We start from the raw sequence: 22,414 nt of genomic DNA on the forward strand, positions 1-22,414 counted from the left end.
AATCGGTTGCTAAATTAGCAGTCTTAGTGGGTCGAGACAGTGGAGAGTGTTCTGTGCAGCTGAGCATACTAACCAGGCATAAAAATGTGACGAAGAGCCTCATACCGATTTCACCTTTTCGAGAAGTTTCTCAATAAAACTGAGTCGTGTTGCCGGGGGTCAGGTTTGCTTACTTCACGAAACCCCATCACGTTGCCAAGCGCCCATACGCACACCACCAAGAGGGCTCTTTGCCTTACTTAAAAGGCCTCCCCCTGCTCCCGCCCCGTAGCGGGGCAAACGGGATTATGAATCGTACCAAACTGGCAAGCGTCCAATTGCATTAATGAGACCAGAGGGACGAACTCGCCAATCCCAGCTAAATAAGGCGCCCTTCCAACAAAGGGCTCAATGTCGTGATGAACAGCACTAATGCGTTTGCTACGTTAGCCGAGCACAAAGCTGTAGTGCGTTAAAACAGCAGCTAAAGCAGGTACAGTAATTGTGACTGGAGGGCACTTTTACGGAAAATAAGGTGCATAAACTGCCTTCAGCCGCAGGATTTCAGCCATATATCATTTCAAGATGTATGCTTGAACAACAAGGTCTCGCGTTAGCGGATCGAACTTAATCACGTCCAGATTCATGGTGCCGTTATCGATATTGACCACGTTACGGATCACAACTACGCCATCCTGAAGCTCCCAAAAACCTTGAAACCTCCCCGAAGCAGCCCCCTCTTTTGTGAAACCGCGTCCCTGCCCGTCGACTGTGCCGCCAGTCCGCGCAGTGTTATAAGTTAGATCATAGGTTACGTAAACTTGGCCGTAACCCTCCATGCCACCCTCGGCGCTTATGGACGTCATTTCTTGTCCAAGTACAACAGAGGTTACAGTCATCGGTGCGTCAGGCTGCCTCTTTTCTAGACCTAACTCGCCGTGTCCATCGGCCATTGCCAATGAAGAAACACAGAATAAACCTGCAAAAATCAGATATTTCATAAGCCGTTCCTATCGCCATCACAGTTTTGAATTTATTGTTCTTAGTGGCTCATATAACTCGTGAGCCGGACTTAACCCTACCCCATAATTTGCCAACCCGATACTGCGGTCTCAAGCCAGTGAAAGTCGGAGCAAATTCTTGGTGACTGTAACAATGAAACTCGCGGATGCGTTATTGTGAACACTGGCTTTGGGCGACGGTTAAACGCGGGCCCGATGACAAGGTGGAGGATAGAGGTGAACAGCGCTGCGCATAATGTTTCAAGAGTAGCCGCCAAAAACTAAGGGCTCGCGTAGTTAGAACAGCCGCACTTATTAATTTCGACGCTTGCAGTAATAAGCCGGACTCTTTTGGACATGAGTATCGCTAAAAATTGTGACCACATGCCCTGTACCATCTGGACGAATTTTGAACGCTTGTTTGGGGCCGTAAACCCACACGCGATCACCATTAGAATCGATGAGAGTTTCGACCTCCTGACGAGGCTTGCCCTCCATATCGATCCAACCGCGGGTATCAGCCCTAACCTTCAGTGTTGTGGTATCAAATATTGAATAGCAACTGAACTGCTCTGCTACCGCGTTAGCAGGCGTAATGAGTACAACAGCCAGCAATAGCAGCAATCGCCGTATGTAGGCCGCCTCGTCTCGTGGGCGCATGACACCGATCACTTTATGCGACCCGACATTGTGGTTTGGTGTACTTTTTATCATTTGCCAAACCATAAGGGATCAGATCGAAACCCTGAGGCAACGATCGTCATTACTTCCAAGCAAATTCATGTCTCAGTAAGCCTCACAAGCGCGGCGGCTCGTCACTTTGGTTTTTAGCTGGTAAAAAAATCAACCTGGCGCCCATCCAAACCACTAACGGCCAAAAGATTTTTATCACCTCATCTAGGCCCATGTAAGGGCCGCGCTCATCCACGTAAACAAACAGAGCCCAGATAAACACAAAAATAAGCGTCCCTTTCCATCCATAGTGCATTGAACTATTGATTAACCGCACTGGATTGCCTCCTAATTTTATGAACTCAACATTAGCAGATTGGCTATGACGATGTGTCGATTGCAGCTCCGGTCTAGCTGCAGTAAAAACGACAGCCACTCGCCTCAATACAGAAGGTTACGCAACCTAAACCTGTCAACCACGGAATTGAACCTAAGGATTGGGCGATTAGGTTAAGCGCGAAGCGATTTCTCCCGAGAGTTACTAACTGCTGAATTAGCTAAGGAAATTTCGCCATCTTCTGGGGGCACTTTACCGGCGGGGTTTTTTACTAGGTCCAAGTGAGCAGTCGCTAAAACTGGCCTGAATGCTTTGCCCGGGGGGGGCAACGCAGCCGGCAGTGAGGCACTGATCTTTACACTGGCAGTGGACGGAGAGCTAGCAACAATGAAATCTCAGCCCGGAATTAGAGTGAGGATTCCTACACCCTATTAATTTGGCAAGTGAGGTGCTGGCACAACTGCAATCTTGAATGCCTCTTTAAAACTACCGTTACGTTGGTTTGGTTAAAAACTGCTCGCGCAACACCGACTTTTGAATTTTGGTGGCGGACATTGGCCACTCGTTTAGGAACCTAACCACTCGCGGGACTTTAAAGGAAGCGATTTGCCCCTCGCAATAATCGATAACTTCTTTGTCACTTAAGGTGGCGCCAGGCCTCAGCTGTATAAATGCTGCAACAACCTCGTCAAGCCTTGCATCAGGGGCTCCAACGACCTGAGCCACCATGACATCAGGATGCGTCGATAACCATGCTTCTATCTCCAGAGGAGATACGTTTTCTCCGCCCACCTTGAGCACGTCCTTAATGCGACCGTGGAAGCGAATTCTGCCTTCGGTATCGAGCGAGCCCAAATCACCCGTGTGAAACCAACCTTGATCATCAATTGCTTTTGCAGTCTCATCGGGCTGCTTGTAATAGCCCTCAAACACCAGGAATCCCCGAACGTATAGCTCTCCCTGCTCGTCGGTCTTACAGATCCTACCCGTGTCCGGTTCAACCACTTGAACCTCAACACCGTCGTAGGGCTTGCCACAGGTCTCAGCACGGATCTGAGGCGAATCGGTGGGGTCTGTGTGACTGCCAATGCCACTAAGTTCAGTCATTCCAAACGCGCTGATGTGTGTCGCAGAAGGCCAAACACGCATGTTTTCTCTGAGGGCCTGAGCCGATCCCACGTTATTAATAAGTCGAACGTAATCTATTTCATCCAGCTTCAAATCAGGATGATTAACCAGCTCTGCCATGATGGCGGGAAAGGCCGGGTATAGGAAGGTCGCGCGATGCTTTTGAATTTGTTCCACCGCACGATCAATATCGACCTTGTCGTCGGTCAAACATGAACCACCATCGTGGAAAAGGCTGAGAAGTGGCAAAATCGACGCCATGTGAAACATGGGTAAGGGGTCCCACATGCAATCTTTTATCGTTAAGCTCAATCGATTTCTCATGGCCAACGACGTCCTGAATACCGATTCCTGCGTCAGCATGCAGCCTTTCGGCAAAGAGGTTGTACCTGATGTAAACATAATCAGCGCGAGCTCACTCGCAACCACCTCTTGACGCCGAGCGTCTAACTGCTCAGGAGTTGCCAAGTTTTCTTCAGCTAAAAAATCAGTGAATGCTAAAAAACCAGGGCTTTCAAAAGCGTCCAAAGCCACTGCGCATTCGAGCTTGGGCGCGGCGGGTACAGCAAGAGGTTGGCCAAGGGGGGCGTCAGCTAGGGTTGGGTATGCCTCTAAGTAACGAGCAGCATGAGGCACCCCCTCATTTTGGCCGACAAATATCCACTTAAGGTCGCAGTGTGTCGTTGCGTGGCGCAACTCCTGAATACGGAAACGCGCATTGAGCAGAACAGCGACAGTGCCGCAGAACATGCAAGCAAATAAAAGCGCAATATATTCAGGCCGATTTATCGCTAAAACTCCGACGTGCTCGCCACGCTTCAAACCATGCCCGATCATTGCTCGTGCGTAGCTTTGGCTTAAAGCTGCAAGCTCCGAGTAAGAGAGCTGGGAATCAGGGAAAATCAGTGCTTGGCGATCGGGATATTTCTCCGCCGCGTTGAGTAGCAAATTCGACAATAAGTAGTCAGCATCAGGCACATTAATATTCCATCATCAACAATTTGATATGCTCCGTAGCCAAGGTAGCACTCCAAGCCTTCTCACTAAAAACACGTTTTAAATATTTGTTTCTAGTGTCGTATAATCTACTAAAACGCGAAGAAATTCTGCGTTTCGCATCTAGTCCAAAGCAACATACCCTTACCTTGCTTTGGCCGCCCACGCATTAACCACGACTACAACCACAGTGAAAACTCCGTCAGACAAAGAGTCAATTTGTTAATTTTTATGTGCGTTAAAAAAATACAATTTGAATACGCAATCATCAATGATTACGGTCTTACTCACGGGAGCTTTGCAGACAAGCTGACCGTAAACGCCTATGGTTAGACACTGGCCAAAAAATGAGGGGCGCCACTTGATGCGGGACGCGCCATCCTCGATGAAAGGGCCGCTTACTTAAGGTTCTATCATCACAAAACACCGTATTATTGGATAAAAAGATCGTGCCCATTTCAATTGCCACATCCAAGCCAATCGACCGGAAAGCACTTATTGGAAAAGTACTTCGCACCGCAAACTATCGAGTGTCCACCGAAGATGTGCAGGATTTTATGGGTGTAATGCCCCAGCCCTCAGGCTCAACAGAGAAAGCCCCACAAATCGCACCGCCTACTTTTGCACCACTAGTCGCCGTTTTAGGCTTATTAAGAACATTCGATTGGAGTGCCGACTTTGAGTTTGACTACCGAGATGGGACGGCCATGTTTGGGGAGCAGTCTATTGAGTTCCATAGGCCACTTTACGTCAATGAAGAAGTAGAGATTAGCGCAATGATCAATGACGTTTATGAAAAATCAGGACGGCAGAAATTTGATGTCGTCGAGTTAGCATTTAAAATAAAGGGGGATCGAGATGGCCAGCTTGTAATGACTGGCAAGCAATCCTACATTCTCTTCAAATGACTATCGCACCTAACAAGCCATACTTTGAAGATTTAACCGTTGGCATGGCCTTGCCAACCGTTAAATTCGGACCTATGGATCGCTTTAATTACATTCCGATCGCGCTTATCCTACGGGATACCAATCCACTGCATCTCGATCGTGTTTACGCGCAGGAGCGGGGGTTGCCCGATACTGTACAGCAAGGCCCACTCAATCAGGCGTACCTTTACGAGTTCTTTACCAACTGGCTCCATCAACCCTGGGACCTAGCTAGTACAGAAATTCGATTTTCGGCTAATGTATTCCCTGAAGATATTCTCCACTGTGGCGGAGAGATCGAAGGTCTCGAGGTTGGCGAGGAATACGACATTGTGCACTGTCGCCTTTGGCAAAAGAACGATGAAGGCATCAGCATTCTCACGGGCAAAGCCTCAGGTAGATTACCCAAGCACCCCAAATAGACCTGTCTTCCTATAAGGGTTGCGATTACTTCGCGAGGATAGCTATCTAAATACCCTTAACAATTAAGGCAAACCTTTGCTGCTAGGTGTATATCTGCCATTGACAGCGCTCTAGGGCGACTCTATCGGGGCCTTAATTCAGTTATGACGTAGTTAGGGCTCCAACGCCTATGAGATCATCGGCCAATAGCTTACTAATCTGCGACAACTACCGCCCCCCCCCGCCCTGCCCCTCCATCAACCCTAATTCAGCCCTTAAAACGCACAGCAGTCAGCTGGTCAACAGGCCCATTTATCCAATGGACCTTTATCTGTACCCCGTCTTTGCTGCAAGAGCAGGTCAGCACCGAAGCATCTACGCTCAGCTAACCTTTACGCTCTAACAATCAGCTCTAAGCGATTCTTTGTTATGGCAACGCGAGTCATTGGATGCTCTTTGTCTGACCGCAGCTTTCACCCTAGATACCAGGAAACTACCCATCAGTGCGTCTGCTCAAACGTACTTAGATGTGTTGGAGGCAGCAGGGAAGATTTGTAGAACGCACTCTGGCATCCTTTGACGCCATCCAATTTTTGACATTAGCAGACACAAAAAAACCCATTGAGATAACCTCAACGGGTTTAAACGAGCTCCGGTCAAGAGCTCTAGAAATTAACCATTACTTCTACACCATATGTTCGGCCCTTCGACTGTTGGCCGTAAGTAATAAGCGTACTGGTCGTTCGACTCACCCAGTTGGTATTGTCTTCAATATTGTTGACGAAGGCAGCAATTTTATACCTGTCACGATCGTAAGCGATCGATAGGTTGGTCTTTCCATAAGACTCTACCAATGACACTGGGTCGTTATCTTCTTGAGTATAAAAATCATCCGTCCATGAATACGTCAAATCAGTAAGAATCAAGCCGCCAAACGCGCTAGCCGTATGGCTAGCGGTAACACCCAACGTTAGATCTGGAGCCTGCTTCGGCGTGAGGTAGCTATTGTCGACCGGGTTACCACCTTGAGTGGAAGATAAGTCAGCGTCAAAGGACTTGTACTTAGCATCCAAGATGCCTATTGCACCACTAATGGTAAACGCGTCAGTAATACGTGCTTGCCCCTCAATTTCGAGGCCCTGGTATTCAACTTCACCCACGTTAAAGGGTACCGAGACCGCTGTGCCATCGTCCGCTGGCAGTGTTGTAATAGCCTGCAGAGCTTCAACATTGCTACTGAACGCTGCGACGTTCAAGCGCACCCGATTGTTTAGAAAATCCATCTTTGCGCCCATTTCAAGGCTTTCAATTTCTTCAGGCTCGTAGGTGATCGCGTAATCTACCAACCTTTGGTTCTTTCCATAAAAGCCGCCACTGTGGAAGCCCGTCGCGTAAGAACCATAAACCATAATGTCATCAGTTAGACGGTAAGAGAGGCCCGCTTTGCCGGTCGTCTTACTCCAGCTTTCATCCCAGTTACCGGTTTTTTCGTCATCGGAGTACTGTGCCCCGTGAACGCAGGTATCCCAATTTTGAAGATGTCGGTCAGCATCGGCTTTGATACAGAACTGTCGGGCAAAAAAGTCTTTCTCATCTTTGGAGTAGCGCAAGCCAAGTGAAATTTCAAGCCGCTCTGTTATATCGTAGTCGAACTGGCCAAATACCGCCTGACTCTTGGCATCCTGAGACTGGTAAATATTCTGGCCAAAATCATTGCCCAATCGATCGACCTGCTCAGGTGTAGCTCCATAAAGTGAAACTAATAGCTCAGGCGTCCTCACAAGTTCCCAAAAATCGTAAGTAAACCAATCTTGTGAGTAAGAGTTTTCCATTTGGTAAACACCAACAACCAGGTCATAGTTATCTGACGAGGTAGCCCAGCGAAGTTCGTGACTCTCCTGATCATTTTCATTGATATTGTCGACAGTGATAAAGTCACAAGCGCTGCCTGAATATGGCCAAACCGCATACTCTTCCGTATCGCGATAGCCGTAAATATAGGTTGCTGTAGACCCGTTACTGAACTCATAGTCCATTTGCAGCGTGATCGCGTCAGTTTGCATGTCACCAATATTTTCTTTAGATGCACTGGTCGTGCTATCCGTTGAACCCGGATCGTTCTCAAGCAAGCAACCATCCCCACGAATATCGGGATAAGACGCATTGTCGTTGTAAGCCGCAACGCGCCAAGGCGTCGCATTTTCACTAGTCAATGCGACGATCGCTGGTGAATAGGGCTGCCAGCCTCCTGAGTACCCGTCTTGAAGTGCGATCTTCCGATCTCCTCCCAGGCCAGTAAGGTTGCGAAAGGCACCGTTGTCGCTTTGGTCGTCGATTTTTTCAACCGTGAGCTTTGCACTGAAGTTCTCGCTAGGCGTCCATAAAAACTTCGCACCGTAGTTGAGATAGTCTTGCTTCGACACATCCTTGTCTAGCGTGACGTTGTATATGTAGCCATCGTCTTGCAGGCTCGCGGCGAAAAATTTAGCCGCTAACACATCCTTGATAACTGGCACGTTAACAACAGCTTTAACATCAGTACGCCCGAAGTTACCTAAGGTGCCCGATATAGAACCTCCCAGCTCGCCTGTTGGGTCAGTTCGAGTTAACGAAATTACGCCAGCGATTGTATTTTTCCCAAACAGAGTGCCCTGTGGCCCCCGCATGACTTCGATGGCCTCAATGTCAAAGTTATCAATGAGAGCCCCAGAGTTAGTTGTTAGCGCAACGCCGTCGTAGACAACACCCACCGCCGGATCGAAACTCTTTTCGTCATTGCTATAACCGATACCTCTGATAGATATGGCGTGACCCGCTGTACGTCCCATGGACTGACGAATCTGCACGTTAGGCGCCAACCCCTCGATATCTCTCAGGTTTCTAATTGCGGGATTTTCCAGCTGGCTCGTAATAGAGGTAACCGCAATCGGTACATCTTGAATTGATTCCGCGCGCTTTCGCGACGTGACTATGACTTCCTCAATCGCGAGAGCACTGGGCTCTTCATTTTGGGCCAGTCCAATCTGTGCGCCTGTCGCAGCTACGACCATCCCACACGCAAGGGCTAATTTTTTATGCAGCTTTGTAGAGAAAACCTCAAAGTTGGTTGCTACCTTCTTCATCTCATGGCTCCGTTTAATTTTTTGACTTATTAGCATTTAGTGAAAGCTCAGACTCACATTTAGTCAATTTGTAAATTTTTACGGGAGTTAAAAAATTAGATTTGAATGCCGCAATCTGCATGAGTAACTTCTTCGCAGGTTGACTGTGACAGCCCCAAATTCTCTGCTCGCAGCCACGTGCCATGCTTTCGGCTTTGAACACCAACGACCGACTACTGCACCCTAAAAAAAGGACTCAAATTAGGGGGCAAGTTGGATCAACCAATGTCAGTGATGCCCTATCAGGGCGCCGTATCAGCAATCTGGTACAGACGTTCGTTAAATTAATGTGCAAATATAGGTCTATCGATGTTCATCTACACAGACAGATTTTTGTCCTGTTGACCAATGCAACTATGATTAAGATGACTGCTACAAGGAAAAGTTATGAGTAATAGACTGGAAGGCAAGGTAGCTGTCATCACCGGCGCTGCGAGTGGCATCGGTGCGGCTACAGCACAGCGGTTCAAAGATGAGGGGTGCTTGCTAGTTCTCGCCGACATTCAATCGGAACTCGGGCTTGATTTCGCTAAGCAACTTGGTGATCACGTCTATTTTGAGGCCTGCGATGTTAGTATTGAAACTGATGTAGAGAGAGTCATTAATCGTGCCATTTTAGAATTTGGCAAGCTAGACATCATGTTCAATAACGCCGGTATCGTAGGCGCCAAAGGACCTATTGATCTGACACCCGCCGACGAGTGGCGTGCGACAACCGACATACTCATTAATGGCGTTTTTTACGGCGTAAAGCACGCTGCAGCCATCATGAAAAAACAGCGCTCAGGATCAATTATCAACATGTCTAGTGTCGCTGGCGTCATGGGTGGCCTTGCGCCGCATGCTTATACTACGGCCAAGCACGCAGTGGTCGGATTAACCACGAGTGCCAGCGCAGAACTCTGCACGCATAACATCAGGGTTAATGCTATCGCGCCCTTCTCTATGGCAACACCCATGGTGGCCGATGCGCATCTGAAAAATCATCTGGCAACTGACGAGGTAGAAAAAGCACTCGCAGCAAATTCTCCGTTACCCGGACGTGCCGGTACGGCACTGGATGTTGCTAATGCCGCACTTTGGCTAGGCAGTGATGAATCCGGCTATACCAGTGGGTTAACTCTAACAACCGATGCAGGTGTTACAACAGGGTCAATGGTGAGAAGGCCCAACTACGAAGACTATGTACCCATGCAAAGAGAAGCTGGCAGTCAAGGGCTCTAAAAACCCAATACTCAAGAAAGCAGTCACTAAGAAAAACAGCAAACTGCTCTAGCCCCTAATTATGAGACGCCAAAAATATGCCGCTAGATAATAACGATACAGCACCTCACGCTACACCCCACTTTCACATCGGACGCTATTCGGTGGGTGGACCCTATGCCAAATATGTTCTCTTTCTTCTAATACTTGTCTACGCAATGAACCTGCTCGATCGCCAAATTCTGGCCATACTGGCCGGCGAGATTCAGGCAGATCTCGGGATCAGCGACTCGCAAATGGGATTTCTGTATGGGACATCATTTGCCGTCTTCTACGCCATCTTTGGTTTGCCACTGGGTCGGCTGGCTGACCTATGGGTACGTAAAACACTCATCGCCTGTGGACTTTTTACTTGGAGCATAATGACCATGCTCTGTGGAATGGCTGGAGGTGCAGCCAGCCTGACTTTCTTTAGGTTCGGCGTAGGTATTGGCGAAGCCACTGCGACGCCCTCTGCCTACTCCTTGCTGTCAGACTGGTTCGAGCCCAAAGATCGTGCTTCGGTCATCGCCATTTACTCGACCGGTGCTTACATCGGCATGGGCCTCAGTATGTTTATCGGTGGTTGGATAGTTGATTGGTGGAACTTGAGCTACCCCGATATTGCCAACGCCCCACTCGGACTTAAAGGGTGGCAGGTGACCTTTATAATTGTTGGTGCGCCGGGCATTTTGTTAGCCGCATTATTCCAGACACTTAAAGAGCCTGTGCGCGGTTACAGTGAAAATGTAGCGAGCGTACAAAATCATCCCCACCCATTTAGAGAATGCTTGCGAGAGCTCGCCAGTATTATTCCTCCGTTTTCAATGATCAGCCTGTATCGCCAAGTGGGCTTTACCTCACCATTAATCGTTAATATTGTTGCAGCAATGTCGATTTTCGCTGTGGCGGGTATCGTGAGCCATCTGACTGGGCGCGTAACACAGTGGGTTGTTCTCGGAGTGGGTATCTATGCAATGTTTAGCTGGGCAAAGTCACTTGCAATTAGGGATCCCGCGACTTACGCCATGCTCTTTCGCTGTAAGTCGATGATCTATGCAAACCTCGCCTTTCCAATCATTACCTTTATTACCTATGGCTTTGCCTTGTGGTTGGCACAGTACTTATTGAGAAAATTTGACACCGATTTATCTGAGCTTGGCATGGTGCTAGGGCTAACGACCGCCATTTGTGGCGGTTTAGGGGTTGCTGCAGGAGGTATCATTGCAGATCTGTTGAAGCGTTATGTTCGAGACGACGCCCACGTCTTCATGGGCCTAGTCTCGGGGGTGTTAACCACCATTGCCGCTTTTTTTGTGCTTAACGCAGAAACTCTGGAGAGCGCCTACATAGCAAACGCGGCACTTCAGTTTGTCGGCGTGCTTTGGACCGGCGCCGGTGGTGGAATTATTACGACTTTGGTACTTCCCAGAATGCGCGCCACCGCCTCGGCCTTTTATCTGGCCATGGGTACTTTTCTAGGTCTCGCTATGGGCCCGTTTACCATAGGATATCTTAGCGATACGTTTCAGGCAGCAGGAAACAGCCCCTCTGACGCTCTAGGCCTGAGTTTGAAGCTTGCGCTGCTTGTTTTTATTATTGTGGCGGTATTTACCCTCTTGTTATTTCGCCATTATCGAGCCGACTTCAATAGTCGAGAACAACGCGCAGTGGCCGCCGGGGAGCCTGCTCAAAATTTGGCCAACCCATAAGTTCACGCTGATGGATACGTCTTTCTCACCGCATTCTTGTCATCATTCGAATGCTGGGCCACCCAGCCCCCCGACTTTAACCCATGACTAAGGCCAACAACTTTTCCCTCCATGCGCGGCTGAGCTGTTGGGGGCATAAAAAGTACAGGCGTGAGTAGCTGTGTCGGTGCATGGCCTGACCAGTTGCAGCTCCCCGCCTTTCACTCAGCTCCAACGACAAGCTGTTCTGCAACCTGAGAACGCCCTAAGGCGACAGCACGACCCGGGTGGCCTCCGAAACGTTGTATTTAATAGCATATTTAGCGGCACCGGTTGCCGAGCACAGAGTCAATCTCACTCAGTATCAAGCCCTATTGGAATTAACCCACCGATGGCCCGCGGTAGTCACACCGGCCAAACGTGGCAAGGGAGTCAAATTAACCGCCACTGCTGAAGCTCGCTCACTTCCTGAGCGGCACTTGGCTATGTCTTTGACCCAGCGATTCGACCGATTAATTAATATCGACATTGCGAGCCGTCAATAATGAGCATACTGGGCCTTCAACCAATTTGTGTTGTCTTCTATAGTTTGGACGAAAGCCGCAAGTAGGTAAGCGTCACGATTGCAATAAATCGACAGATTCGGCGCATCTTCAAGGAGCAACTACAAAATACTTTTGGAATACTGTGCCCAACACGGTACTGTTATCCAAAGGCTCAGACTACTTCACCATTATTAGGTTGGTAGCGGGCGACCGTTCAACGGCCAGTACGGAATGCGCAATGCAGTTATATAAGCCGAACAAGCCAAAAGGCGCCAAGCGCAGAGAGAGTATTATCAAAGGGTTCGTTTCTGCACTTGAGAAGCAGGGATTTTCTAACACCTCAATGGCTGGTGTAGCACAAGAAGCAGGCATCGCTCCTAGTCACGTCTTTTATTATTTCAAATCTACTACGGACATTTTACGCGAAGTTTTTAAACACCGATGCGAAGCTATCGTTGAAGGTATGGAGGCGCTGAAAGAACAAGACTTTGAATCCAAAATAAATTATCTGTCTGATTTTTTTTACACCGAAAATAAATCAGTAAACCACCTCACCACCGGCGTCATGTATGAAGCTATTGGGGCATCCGTAACCGACCCGACTTTGGCAGTTCATAAAGAGGAAATGGACCGGTGCTGCATTGAACTACTCGCAGGGGTATTTAATGACGGCAGGATGGACGATGAAGAACGCACTGAGCGCGCTGAAATTTTATATTCCTGCATCGCAGGATCTAAGCTCAATGGATATTTTAGTCAAGATGCAGATTTAACGCATGGCCGATCTCTCTTTATAAAAGCCGCTTACTTGCTAGCCAAAGATTAAAGCAACCACACTGCACTTGGACGGTAAGCCGTTATCCCCGTGGCTTCCATCGGCTTGCTAATTTATTCCGCCAAGTGGCGACCGCAAATGAGCCTAGTAAGGCTTTGATAAAAATTTCCTACCCAGCAAGGCGCTCAACTGGTAATTGCGTTGCTGCCCCTTATCCGTCAAAGCCTAGAGCTTCATGCTCGCTGCAAAGGCAAAATTTATTGCTAGTGAACTACTGCCAATTTGCTTCTTCACGTGATGTTTCTAGCTTAAGGGATGCCGATAGCTCTTGGAGCTCTTTTTTAAGCGCGTATCATGAGAGCATTTGAGGTGCGGTAATCTTTCTGGTCCGTTAATATTTTTGCATGTCCCACAGCGAATGACCCGCCAGTGAACCACTGCGCCGCTGGGCACGCAGCATTCTAAAGAATGATGGAGAGCGTTAATGAAAAAGGGACTGAGTACCGCACTGGCTTGGTGGGCATTTTTACATTTAATGCTGATCGCCTTCACCCTTATCTTGCTCGAAGTCGCTGGAGTGCCACAGCGGGAATTTCCCTGGCTGTTTGAACTCTACTTTGACCAGGTGCTGAGGGGTGAGCGAGTCATCATTTTTGGCCTCCCCATCGTCATTTGGATAGCGCTGTGGTCTACGACTGGGAAACCCCGCGTCTTTCCCTGGAAGGCATAAAGCAAACTGCGCTATGCCAGTGCACAAGACTGACATGCACTCGCTTAGTTCATGAAATTCTACGTTGCACGAGACTACTCTATTACAGGCTCAAGCTAGTCCCCCTTCCCAGCCTTAAAGCTCCATGGTGCTCAGTGCAGTGTAAATCGGAACAAAGCCTACGTTGTGGCCCGCTCAAACGGTGAAATGAACCGGATTTGCCCTTCCCGCTGGTACGCTCTCATACAATCGGCCATATTGGTCGGCATCGTAAAAGCGCATGGGCTGAAGGCACGATCGCTGTTCATCCGTATATAGCACTTCACCATAGCCGCTTGAGGAAAGCCCAGTGGCCCTCGCTTTCAGCCCAGAGCAGCTTTAACGTCAACGCTTTTCAGCCACAGTTCATTAACCGCACTTTGCTATAACTTGACGGCGCATATTAAAACCGCCCTACCCCGCAGATGATGTTTCATCGCATGCAGACCTTTGGACCCACCATTGAGCATCGCTAGAACTGGTAACTGAAAGGCCTAAATCCAATACTAGTCTGCTATGATCTTAATCGTTCAGGCCTCTTGGAGTTGCGTCAGATGACATCTACAAACCCGCTAGCGCAGTCGGAGCTATTAGAGACTGCTGCAGCTCTCGAGGCCAATTATGGAGCCCCACTTGAAATAGCTAAGGCCATCATGCTCGATAGCTTAGACGACTATCAGACAGCCTTCATAAAAGCATCGCCCTTTTTATGTATCGCGACAGCCGATGGGCAGGGTCAGCCAATCATTTCTCCAAAAGGCGATGCGCCTGGGTTTGTAAAAGTCATCGATCAAAACACACTTTTAATTCCCGACCGCATGGGCAATAACAAGCTCGAGACCTTTCACAACCTCATTGAAAATTCCAAAGTTGGCCTTATCTTCTTTGTGCCCGGATACAAGGAGACTTTGCGGGTATCTGGACACTCGACGATTATAAAAAACAAAGAGGCGCTGGCTTACAGCAAGGTTAACGGAAGACAGCTCGACGTAGGGCTGCTCATCGAGGTAACAAAAAGCTATTTTCACTGCGGCAAAGCTGTGATTAGGTCGAAATTATGGACGAACGAATATCAACCCGAAGCCAGCATCATCCCTTCCTTTGGAAAAATTATTAGCGATCAATCAAAGTCTGGGGAAGTCGCATCGGCCATGGATGAGTTAGTAGAGCACGCCTATAGGGATGAGCTTTACTGAGGCAGTAAAATCTCCGAGCGCTCGACATTAAGTTGCTACACTTTTTCCATGGCTGTTCAATTTACGGTACTAACATGTCACGCGGAATCACTAGCCGCTGGAAAGGTCTCGCCGAGTTTTCATAGACTTTCCCGCAACATGGGCAATTCTCGGACCAGCTCTACAATTTCACGGTCAGTTACGAAGTTTTGACGAACACCGACGACCCGGATGACTAAACGCTCACCATTCAGGGGCATTAGCACTCCAACCTGAATGTCTCTAAAGTGAAAGCGCTGCCTTACCCACTCCCCCGGTACGCGCTCGACGAGCTCTTCATAATCCTCAGTATCCCACTCGCAACATATAGCAAGTTCCATAATTTCTTGACCCGGAAATTGCTCCTCTACCAACGCTTGAGCCTTTTGTTTTAGCGTATTTGCATCCTCTCCGTCATAAGCATCCGAAGGCATGTGCCGCTCGGCAACAATTAGATCTTCAAGCGCAACCAGGCCCGCCGCAATATTGTTTGCAATATTATTTTGAATCGTTGTTAGCTGCGCCTTTATCGGAGCCGCGTTTACAACTTTTATTGGGTAGAGTGCTTCAAGTGTTGCCACTTCGCGCTGTGCCTGCGCAATTCCCCCATCAAAATAAGCGACCGCGCGCCGAGCGGTAGCATCATTGACCATTTGGTTTACCACCCGCTCATTATGCTGCAAACATAGCAGCATAACGCTCATCGCCGCAGGTGCATCCGCATTGAGCTTTGCCAACAACTGCGGCATGTATTGCAGATTTACGTACCATTTATTTTAAAACGCCGCGCTTTTATTAAGAAGAGGTTGATACTGCTGGTCCCACTTTTGAATTTGACGCAAGTACCCATCGGCATTGTCGATAGTCTGCTGGACTCGTCTGAGCTCAGTGCTACTAATTTGATTTGTTAAAAGCCAAACAGTTTCTAGGTCTGGCTGATCACTTTGTGCACTGCTCATTCTTTGTAACAGCGGCAATGCGTAAGCAATTTCTGTAGCCATGCCCTCAGCGGTTGCAAGGTCAGTCTCAAAGTTTGGATATTCACTGAGATCGTTTGCAGCTAATGCAGCTAGGGTTTTAGCCTCTTCCGCGCTTTCGCTGGAGGCTATAGTATTTCGAGCAGCAGTGACCCTCTGTTGAAGCGCCACAATGTCAGGGTGATCGGGTGGCGCACGGTTTAAAACCTCCTGGACCGAATCAAGGCGTTGCTCCAACCATCCATAGGCATTCATCTGACTAGAGCCTGCGCCCGTGGCGATGCCCATTTGGGCCATAAACGCAGATTGCTCCTCTGGGCTGGCGGCCTCGAACTGGGCCTTCAACTGCGGATTTGCGTTGAGCATTGACTGAAATTGAGCCAACAGAGCTTGCTGCTGCGCCGAGGGACCGGCTTGTACTTGAGCCGAAAGCTGGCCCAGTTCTCGCTCTATCTCTGCCATATTTTGTGTTTGCCGCCGGACGTCGTCCCGAACGCCATAAGGTAATTGTTCGGCGGTAGCCGACAAAGCAACAAACGTTAAAAAAATGGCTGTGACGGCTCTGATTAACATAGCATTGGCCTCTGAAAACGTGCTTTCAGAATACCTATGCGGGAGATATTGTCTAGGCGTGCCCCTGCACCTTGCTCAGCATGAGGTTCAAGGCCTCAACACTCTTCTGGTCTTGCGCTGTTTCAAGAGCATCCTGAAGGACCTCTTGAATGTTCTCGGCGTCCACTAGCTCCATATCCCAACTCGGGAAGATACGCTCGCGAACCTCTTCATCAGTGCTCAATGTCACCATCATTTCATGCCGACGATCCGATTCGATTAGCTTGATTAGTTCCAAAACCTCCGTCTTGGGCCCCTCAATCCACTGAAAAAACACCCCACTACCAAAAACCAAAATTCCAGTAATTCCAAGCACCGCATTACGGCGACGTGAAGCCGCAATAATAGCGTCAACGTCGGCATCACCCACACCAGTGGTCACTTGACTGCAATAAACCAGACTGAAAAATGGGCTCTCCTGATAGAGATCATCGGCGTTCGTGTATTGTGGCTGCGTTGTCTGTTTATTCATTTCTTTAGCATAGCGGGCAAAGTGTTCGAGGAATAGCAAAAGTTAGGCGTACTAGGCCATCGTCGAGAGTATCCATCGACATGACGGCACATTTATCGAGGCAGTAAGTCATAAGTCGGATTTTGCAGAGTTCTGTAACCTAGTGGTGCACCTGAGGGCAAGCTCAAAAGTTAATGCCAACCGTCACCCCAATTACGCCTACCTTTTCATCAGCCACGAAATCCACCATCGCGTGCGGAGAAACGATTAAATGGCCAACTTCGAGCTCATATAGAACTCCCGTACGAAATAAAAACTCGCTGCCGGTTTCCGTCCCATCCACATGTTCATGTTGGGCCCACTCAACACCAGGACCGGCATAAACAGCCCATCGATTAAAGCGGTACCCCAGGGTCACTGCGACAATACTAAAGTCTAAATCGCCAAACGCATGCTCTATGGCGGGCGTGATAAACCAGCGCTCACTGAGCTTACGTTCGTACTCCAAACCCAGCGTACTTGCCCGCTGACGACGGCCCTCACTCGTTACGCCGAGAAAGGCAGACACGCTGTTCAAGTGATGCTCTGGTTCGGCACCCTTGACTGGAGCGACCAGCGCCAGGCTGATCAATGCCAAAATCGCTGCGTTTCTCATTAAATGTTACCGATTCTAGGAACCGCCGAGTCTATACGGGAGATGCGATGAGATTTTTAGCAAAAAGCGTCAGCGACGTATTTGTGCCAAAAGGCTAACGTTGGCTTATTAAGCGCCGCAAAGGCTAGCACCAACCCACCAATAGAAGAAAAAACACTGTAGAAAGCCAGAGCGCGTTCGCATAGACGCCATAGCGTTGGATCGCAAAAAAGTCTCTGTGCCCCATTGCCAAAAGCGAATTTTGAAAAAAACACCGTTGCTGCAATCTGGTGCTTATCGTATTTTTGTGCGCTTTTGTGATGGTGCCCGGAGCCGGACTTGAACCGGCACGATCGCAATGATCGGGAGATTTTAAGTCTCCTGTGTCTACCAATTTCACCACCCGGGCAGTGAAGAGGCGCGAGGATAACATGGTATCTGCGCTTGGGGGATCTGCAATGCATCTTCCGTAGTGGTAAAGTCGCGCTTTCTATAAAAATAACCTTCTGAGAGGCAATACGTGGCGGCAAATCGTGGTCAATTTGGTTCCCGTCTGGGCTTTATATTCGCCGCAGCAGGCTCTGCGGTCGGCTTAGGTAATATCTGGGGCTTTCCAACTCAAGCCGCCAGTAACGGCGGTGCCGCCTTTCTCCTGGTCTACCTCATACTGGCCTTTGCGCTGGCTTACCCCGTACTGATGGCAGAGCTCATTTTAGGGCGTTATACCCACGGCAATTCGGTGGCCGCACTATCAGGCATTGCAAGGGGCCCCGTTACAAAAGTTATCGGCACAGGAACAGGTCTGCTGGGTATTTTGGTAGCCAGCATGATTCTGAGCTTCTACGGCATCGTCGCCGGCTGGATGCTTGGGTATACGCTGTCATACCCACTGGACGTTGTGGGTGCCAGCAGTGCAGCTGATTGGTTAACGGGCTTTACAATGCCCCGAAACCTCATTCTGATGGGTGTATTTATGCTCATGACCATCGCCATTATTATGGGGGGGGTTAAAGAGGGGATTGAGCGATGGTCGTCGCGACTCATGCCCACACTAATCATTACTCTGATCGCTCTCGCCGCCTACGTTCTTACCCTTGAAGGTGCCATGACTGGACTGCGGGTTTACTTGATTCCCGACTTCAGCAAAATCTTCTCTTCTCAGCTCATTTTGTCGGCTCTAGGTTCTGCCTTTTTCTCTTTATCTCTGGGCGTCGGAACCATGTTGGTCTATGGCTCTTATATCTCTGATAAAGAGCATCTGCCGTCTATAGGCGCACAAGTCGCCCTCATTGATGTCGGTATTGCGGTGCTGGCGGGCTTTTTAATTTTACCCGTCATGTATGTTGCCGCAGAACGCGGCGTAGAAATTTTTAGTGCCAGCGGTGCCCTCCTTTCCGAGGACACGCTGATATTGACCGTGCTTCCCGAGTTATTTGCGACCATGGGCACAGTCGGCGTTGCCCTCGCTACGGCGTTTTTCTCTCTAATGACTATCGCTGCGTTAACGTCGTCAATTTCTATCTTAGAAGTTCCGGTTGCCTTCATCGTCGAGCGCTTTGATTGGTCGCGCAAAAAAGCCGCAGTGGTCGCGGGAGGTCTAATTGCGAGCATGAGTGGAGCGATTATTCTCGATTTTGAAAATTTATTTGGCGCCGTCATCGCCCTAAGCACCCGCTACGGGCAGCCGCTGCTAGGGCTCTTGCTGTGCGTTTTTGTTGGGTGGGTCTGGCAACGTAATACGCTACTGGCAGAGCTTAAAAAAAATGATCCCCACGTGGCCGAGGGCCTTTTTTGGCGCATTTGGCCTGTTTACGTGCGCTTTGTGTGCCCCGTCATCATTGCCATAATTTTCTATCGCTCACTCGTCTGAGCGGTTGCGGTCTAGCCCAGCTGCCACCCTGCCACTCGCAAACAAGAGCCCGTAGGCGCCACTACCAATCATAAACACAAGGGCCACCCAATCTCCCGTTTGGCTGTACATGTAGCCACTGAACGCGAACATCGCTGCGCTTATTATTATCGCTATGTATTGCATAGAACGGTTTGCCTGTTTGGGAGCATTAGAGGTCCGTGTGTTGTTCTTTACGATACCAGCCCAGCTTCGCAACTCATATTGCCATCACGGAAGCAAACCTACCCTGCCTTTTCAGCAACAAATTGAAGCCGCAGCACGTCAAGGGTGCAAGTGCTGTGCGGGTCACTAGAGCTCTCGCTTTTTATACCCAACCCCAAGCTTACGAAGAGGCTTTTTGTGTACGCAATCTGCCTCCGTAAGCGCTTCGCACCGGAAGACGTCGCTCCTATGTAGCCAGCTTACCTCTGAGCCACACTGCGTCTCCAAGGAGAGTGTGACTAATCCGGCCGGAGATGGCTCCTGCGTTTAACTAGAGAGTTCACGTAGCAGTGAGTGGTACTCCATGCCTCGCTCATCTAAGACACCCTTTAAGGCTTTTTCCATTAGATAACGCGCTTGATTCGTATAGGCATACATGCAGGAATGCACCGCAGCGTCTGTCCAGTTGTCGACGGCGCACTCGGTTGTGTATTGCTCAAAATGGTTGAGCATATTGATTAACTCGACGATATGATTTGGACACTCGCAATTAACCAGTCGTTTGAGCTGGGCCGCCGCAGCCAATTCACTGTCTGAGTACATACGTGCTTTCGGCTTTACGAGGTCTCCGAGATCGAACTCGCCCTGACGGGTATCATTCTCAACAGAAATTCGACCCATCTCGTAGGCCAGTCGCGCGGGCTCCATCGGAAATGCAATAGCCTCAGCTCCCTGTCGATTAAGCTCAGAAATCCACCGATCATTGGCCATTCGGTACGTCACGATTACGTTAGGTGAACCCAGGCGGGTTTTAAGTTGCTGCACCAATTGAATTTGGGTCAGTGAAACTGCGGGACAATCGAGCACCAACAGGGCGACTTCCTCATCGCCTACATCGAGAGTGCCAGCGATTTCTGCGAGGGGTTGACGCGACAGAAGCGCGCTGACACCCGAAATACACCCCTGGTGCCCATCTAGCCAGCTGCAAAGCTCTGCTCCAACAAACACGACTCTAGGCTTAGTTGCGGGCACCGCACGCTCAAGATGCTTACCGCGGCCCTTGATCAAAAGCTCCAATGTTTTTCGCTCTGAGGAGGCAACCTCACCAATTCTTGCCCCGTCGTTGACCAAGGCGGCAATCAACTGCAGATGCTCTAAATCGGCTTGAGTGTACTGGCGTCGCCCAGATGCCGACTTATAGCTAGCCCCCAACCCATAGCGCCGCTCCCATACCCTCAAAGTGTCAGGCTTTAAACCGGTCAAACGGGCCACGGTTCCAATGCCATAAAGTGGTCGGGGTTCTAATTGAGATACTGCAGTAACGGGGGCATTCATCGCGTAACTCTCCTTTATTTTGTCTGGTTTTGTCCAAGGTTACGCTGTAATCCCACCAATAGATCTGCTTTTTCTGGACAAAACTCTTTGGCCAGCACTGATTGTATATGTTTTGTCTAATATCAGGCTGGACAAACCGCTGTTTAGAGGGATCTTTCTAGGTCCAACACCCCGTATAGTTTTGCATCTAACGGGGGAGTACAGAGCGCATGAAAGGATCAGACCAAGCTGACGACCGCGATCTCGAGTTAATGTTCGCAGAAGCACGTCGGTACGCCCTGCTCACCGCAGACGAAGAACGGGAAATTGATGGGCGCAAGTGGCAGGCAGTGTGGGCATTGCAAGGACTATTCGCTGAGGTGCCCGAGCTAACGCAGTACACAGCCGTATTTCTGCAGCAGTGCGGCGCCAATCCGCCCGAAATTGGGCGCTTCTCAAACAGGGATCAGCATTTTGTACTGCGGCGAGAGCTGACGGATTATTTTGCCGATGGCAAATCCCACGAGCTAGCGACGGTCGCCGCAAGAAAACTGAGAACGCTTAAGACAACACAGGCGCGCTTACCTCATCTCACCAGGCTGAAGCTGCCTGCCAGCCTCACGGTGGGCATGTCCGTGGCAATGTTGCGTAGAGCCGGGGGACAATTTCCCGACAGCGTCGCCGATGCAATCGCCAATTGGGAGCGGCAGTGGCAGCCCCCGATCAGCGGCCACGTTTTAGAGCGAGAAGTGATGAAGTCTCTGCGCCGAGAGCTGCGCATGTACACCGAAGCAAGAGACAAACTGGTCATGCACAACCTTCGCTTGGTTTACTCAATCGCGGGTCGGTACAAGGGCCGAGGCGTGTCTTATCTCGATTTGGTTCAGGAAGGCACACTAGGTCTCATTCGCGCCGCAGAGAAATTTGAGTTCGAGAAGGGCTTCAGGTTCAGCACTTATTGCTTCAACTGGATCACGCAAGCGGTGCGTCGCTATGTCGGCGATGTGGGAACACTCATTCGACTGCCGACCCATGTTCAGGAACAGATGGGTAGACTCTACAAAGAGAAGGCTATTGAGCAGCTGAGAACCGGTGTAGAACCCGATGAGGAGACCCTAGCGGCAAAGCTTGGAATGGATGTGGCAAAAACGCGCCAACTTCTTCAAATGCGCAATCTAGGTGTTTCTTTAGATGCCCCTCGATTCGATGACGACGAAGGCACCCTGCTCGATACCCTGTCGGGAGATCCCTACGGCGGTACCGAGGACTCAGCGGAGCAAGCATCTCTGCATAAGTTTTTGGGAGGGGCTGTCGACTCCTTAGAGCCTTCTGAGCAACGAGTCATTGTCGCCCGATGGGGGCTGCACGACGGCCCGCCACTGAGCCGGGCGGAGGTGGCAGACAGTATGGGCGTGAGTCGAGAGTGGGTTCGACAGCTAGAGCGCTCGGCATTGCGCAAACTAAAAGCGAAGGACACTGTAAAAGCTGCTTACGCAGATTACAGCGAAGCCAGCAACTATTGAGCATAGCAGGGTCGTTTAGCGGGCGCCCTT

Annotated in this window: 18 protein-coding genes and 1 tRNA gene; 9 read left to right on the plus strand and 10 right to left on the minus strand. The window is 49.6% G+C overall.

All coding sequences use genetic code 11. The features are described from left to right. Window positions 1-554: 554 nt before the first annotated feature. The 3 genes from ACMAZB_RS08335 to ACMAZB_RS08345 form a co-directional block, all read right to left on the minus strand. Window positions 555-980: a hypothetical protein gene (locus ACMAZB_RS08335; protein WP_435216464.1), complete on the minus strand. Its 426-nt coding sequence runs from the start codon at window positions 978-980 to the stop codon at window positions 555-557. 315 nt (window positions 981-1,295) lie between these two features. Then, window positions 1,296-1,640, minus strand: a complete 345-nt coding sequence (locus ACMAZB_RS08340; RefSeq protein ID WP_435216466.1) for a hypothetical protein — start codon at window positions 1,638-1,640, stop codon at window positions 1,296-1,298. A gap of 841 nt (window positions 1,641-2,481) precedes the next feature. Then, window positions 2,482-4,095 carry a class I adenylate-forming enzyme family protein gene (locus tag ACMAZB_RS08345; RefSeq protein ID WP_435216468.1) on the minus strand — a complete coding sequence of 538 codons (1,614 nt, stop codon included), beginning with the start codon at window positions 4,093-4,095 and terminating at the stop codon, window positions 2,482-2,484. A 467-nt stretch (window positions 4,096-4,562) separates the two neighbouring features. Between ACMAZB_RS08345 and ACMAZB_RS08350 the strand changes: the two genes are divergently transcribed. Both ACMAZB_RS08350 and ACMAZB_RS08355 read left to right on the plus strand, forming a co-directional pair. After that, entirely contained in the window at window positions 4,563-5,021 is a 459-nt protein-coding gene (locus ACMAZB_RS08350) for an FAS1-like dehydratase domain-containing protein (protein WP_435216470.1), read from the plus strand. Further along, complete coding sequence (locus ACMAZB_RS08355; RefSeq protein ID WP_435216472.1) at window positions 5,018-5,464, plus strand: MaoC family dehydratase; 447 nt, start codon at window positions 5,018-5,020, stop codon at window positions 5,462-5,464. Before ACMAZB_RS08350 ends, ACMAZB_RS08355 begins: the two co-directional genes overlap by 4 nt. Window positions 5,465-6,109: 645 nt before the next feature. Here the strand turns inward: ACMAZB_RS08355 and ACMAZB_RS08360 are convergent. Then, on the minus strand, window positions 6,110-8,566 hold the full coding sequence (locus tag ACMAZB_RS08360) for a TonB-dependent receptor (RefSeq protein WP_435216474.1): 2,457 nt from the start codon (window positions 8,564-8,566) through the stop codon (window positions 6,110-6,112). A 426-nt stretch (window positions 8,567-8,992) separates the two neighbouring features. On the opposite strand from ACMAZB_RS08360, the gene ACMAZB_RS08365 reads away from it, so the two are divergent. The 5 genes from ACMAZB_RS08365 to ACMAZB_RS08385 all read left to right on the plus strand — a co-directional run bounded on the left by ACMAZB_RS08365 (window position 8,993) and on the right by ACMAZB_RS08385 (window position 14,802). Continuing rightward, a complete protein-coding gene (locus ACMAZB_RS08365; protein WP_435216476.1) occupies window positions 8,993-9,829 on the plus strand; it encodes an SDR family oxidoreductase in 837 nt (278 codons plus the stop codon). A gap of 77 nt (window positions 9,830-9,906) precedes the next feature. Continuing rightward, window positions 9,907-11,559: a spinster family MFS transporter gene (locus ACMAZB_RS08370; RefSeq protein ID WP_435216478.1), complete on the plus strand. Its 1,653-nt coding sequence runs from the start codon at window positions 9,907-9,909 to the stop codon at window positions 11,557-11,559. Window positions 11,560-12,321: 762 nt separating this feature from the next. Next, window positions 12,322-12,909 (plus strand): TetR/AcrR family transcriptional regulator, encoded by a 588-nt coding sequence (locus tag ACMAZB_RS08375; protein ID WP_435216480.1) that lies wholly within the window; start codon window positions 12,322-12,324, stop codon window positions 12,907-12,909. A 433-nt stretch (window positions 12,910-13,342) separates the two neighbouring features. Next, window positions 13,343-13,588: a hypothetical protein gene (locus ACMAZB_RS08380; protein WP_435216482.1), complete on the plus strand. Its 246-nt coding sequence runs from the start codon at window positions 13,343-13,345 to the stop codon at window positions 13,586-13,588. A gap of 572 nt (window positions 13,589-14,160) precedes the next feature. After that, entirely contained in the window at window positions 14,161-14,802 is a 642-nt protein-coding gene (locus tag ACMAZB_RS08385; RefSeq protein ID WP_435216483.1) for an MSMEG_1061 family FMN-dependent PPOX-type flavoprotein, read from the plus strand. 119 nt (window positions 14,803-14,921) lie between these two features. On the opposite strand, the gene ACMAZB_RS08390 is transcribed toward ACMAZB_RS08385, so the two are convergent. The 5 genes from ACMAZB_RS08390 to ACMAZB_RS08410 all read right to left on the minus strand — a co-directional run bounded on the left by ACMAZB_RS08390 (window position 14,922) and on the right by ACMAZB_RS08410 (window position 17,903). Continuing rightward, window positions 14,922-15,569, minus strand: coding sequence for a hypothetical protein (locus ACMAZB_RS08390; RefSeq protein WP_435216485.1), 648 nt, complete (start codon window positions 15,567-15,569; stop codon window positions 14,922-14,924). Window positions 15,570-15,596: 27 nt separating this feature from the next. Further along, window positions 15,597-16,370, minus strand: a complete 774-nt coding sequence (locus tag ACMAZB_RS08395; protein ID WP_435216486.1) for a hypothetical protein — start codon at window positions 16,368-16,370, stop codon at window positions 15,597-15,599. Window positions 16,371-16,422: 52 nt separating this feature from the next. After that, entirely contained in the window at window positions 16,423-16,881 is a 459-nt protein-coding gene (locus ACMAZB_RS08400; protein WP_435210926.1) for a BLUF domain-containing protein, read from the minus strand. Between the two features lie 163 nt (window positions 16,882-17,044). Beyond that, window positions 17,045-17,515 carry a hypothetical protein gene (locus tag ACMAZB_RS08405; protein WP_435216488.1) on the minus strand — a complete coding sequence of 157 codons (471 nt, stop codon included), beginning with the start codon at window positions 17,513-17,515 and terminating at the stop codon, window positions 17,045-17,047. A 300-nt stretch (window positions 17,516-17,815) separates the two neighbouring features. Continuing rightward, a tRNA-Leu gene (locus tag ACMAZB_RS08410) sits at window positions 17,816-17,903 on the minus strand. Between the two features lie 111 nt (window positions 17,904-18,014). On the opposite strand from ACMAZB_RS08410, the gene ACMAZB_RS08415 reads away from it, so the two are divergent. Further along, entirely contained in the window at window positions 18,015-19,364 is a 1,350-nt protein-coding gene (locus tag ACMAZB_RS08415; RefSeq protein WP_435216489.1) for a sodium-dependent transporter, read from the plus strand. A 510-nt stretch (window positions 19,365-19,874) separates the two neighbouring features. Here ACMAZB_RS08415 and ACMAZB_RS08420 read toward each other — a convergent pair. Beyond that, window positions 19,875-20,882 carry a MerR family transcriptional regulator gene (locus ACMAZB_RS08420; RefSeq protein ID WP_435210931.1) on the minus strand — a complete coding sequence of 336 codons (1,008 nt, stop codon included), beginning with the start codon at window positions 20,880-20,882 and terminating at the stop codon, window positions 19,875-19,877. A gap of 209 nt (window positions 20,883-21,091) precedes the next feature. On the opposite strand from ACMAZB_RS08420, the gene ACMAZB_RS08425 reads away from it, so the two are divergent. Continuing rightward, entirely contained in the window at window positions 21,092-22,384 is a 1,293-nt protein-coding gene (locus tag ACMAZB_RS08425; RefSeq protein WP_435210933.1) for a sigma-70 family RNA polymerase sigma factor, read from the plus strand. The last annotated feature ends 30 nt before the right edge of the window (window positions 22,385-22,414 follow it).

The organism is Luminiphilus sp. nBUS_07, from assembly GCF_051201685.1.
GTDB lineage: Bacteria > Pseudomonadota > Gammaproteobacteria > Pseudomonadales > Halieaceae > Luminiphilus.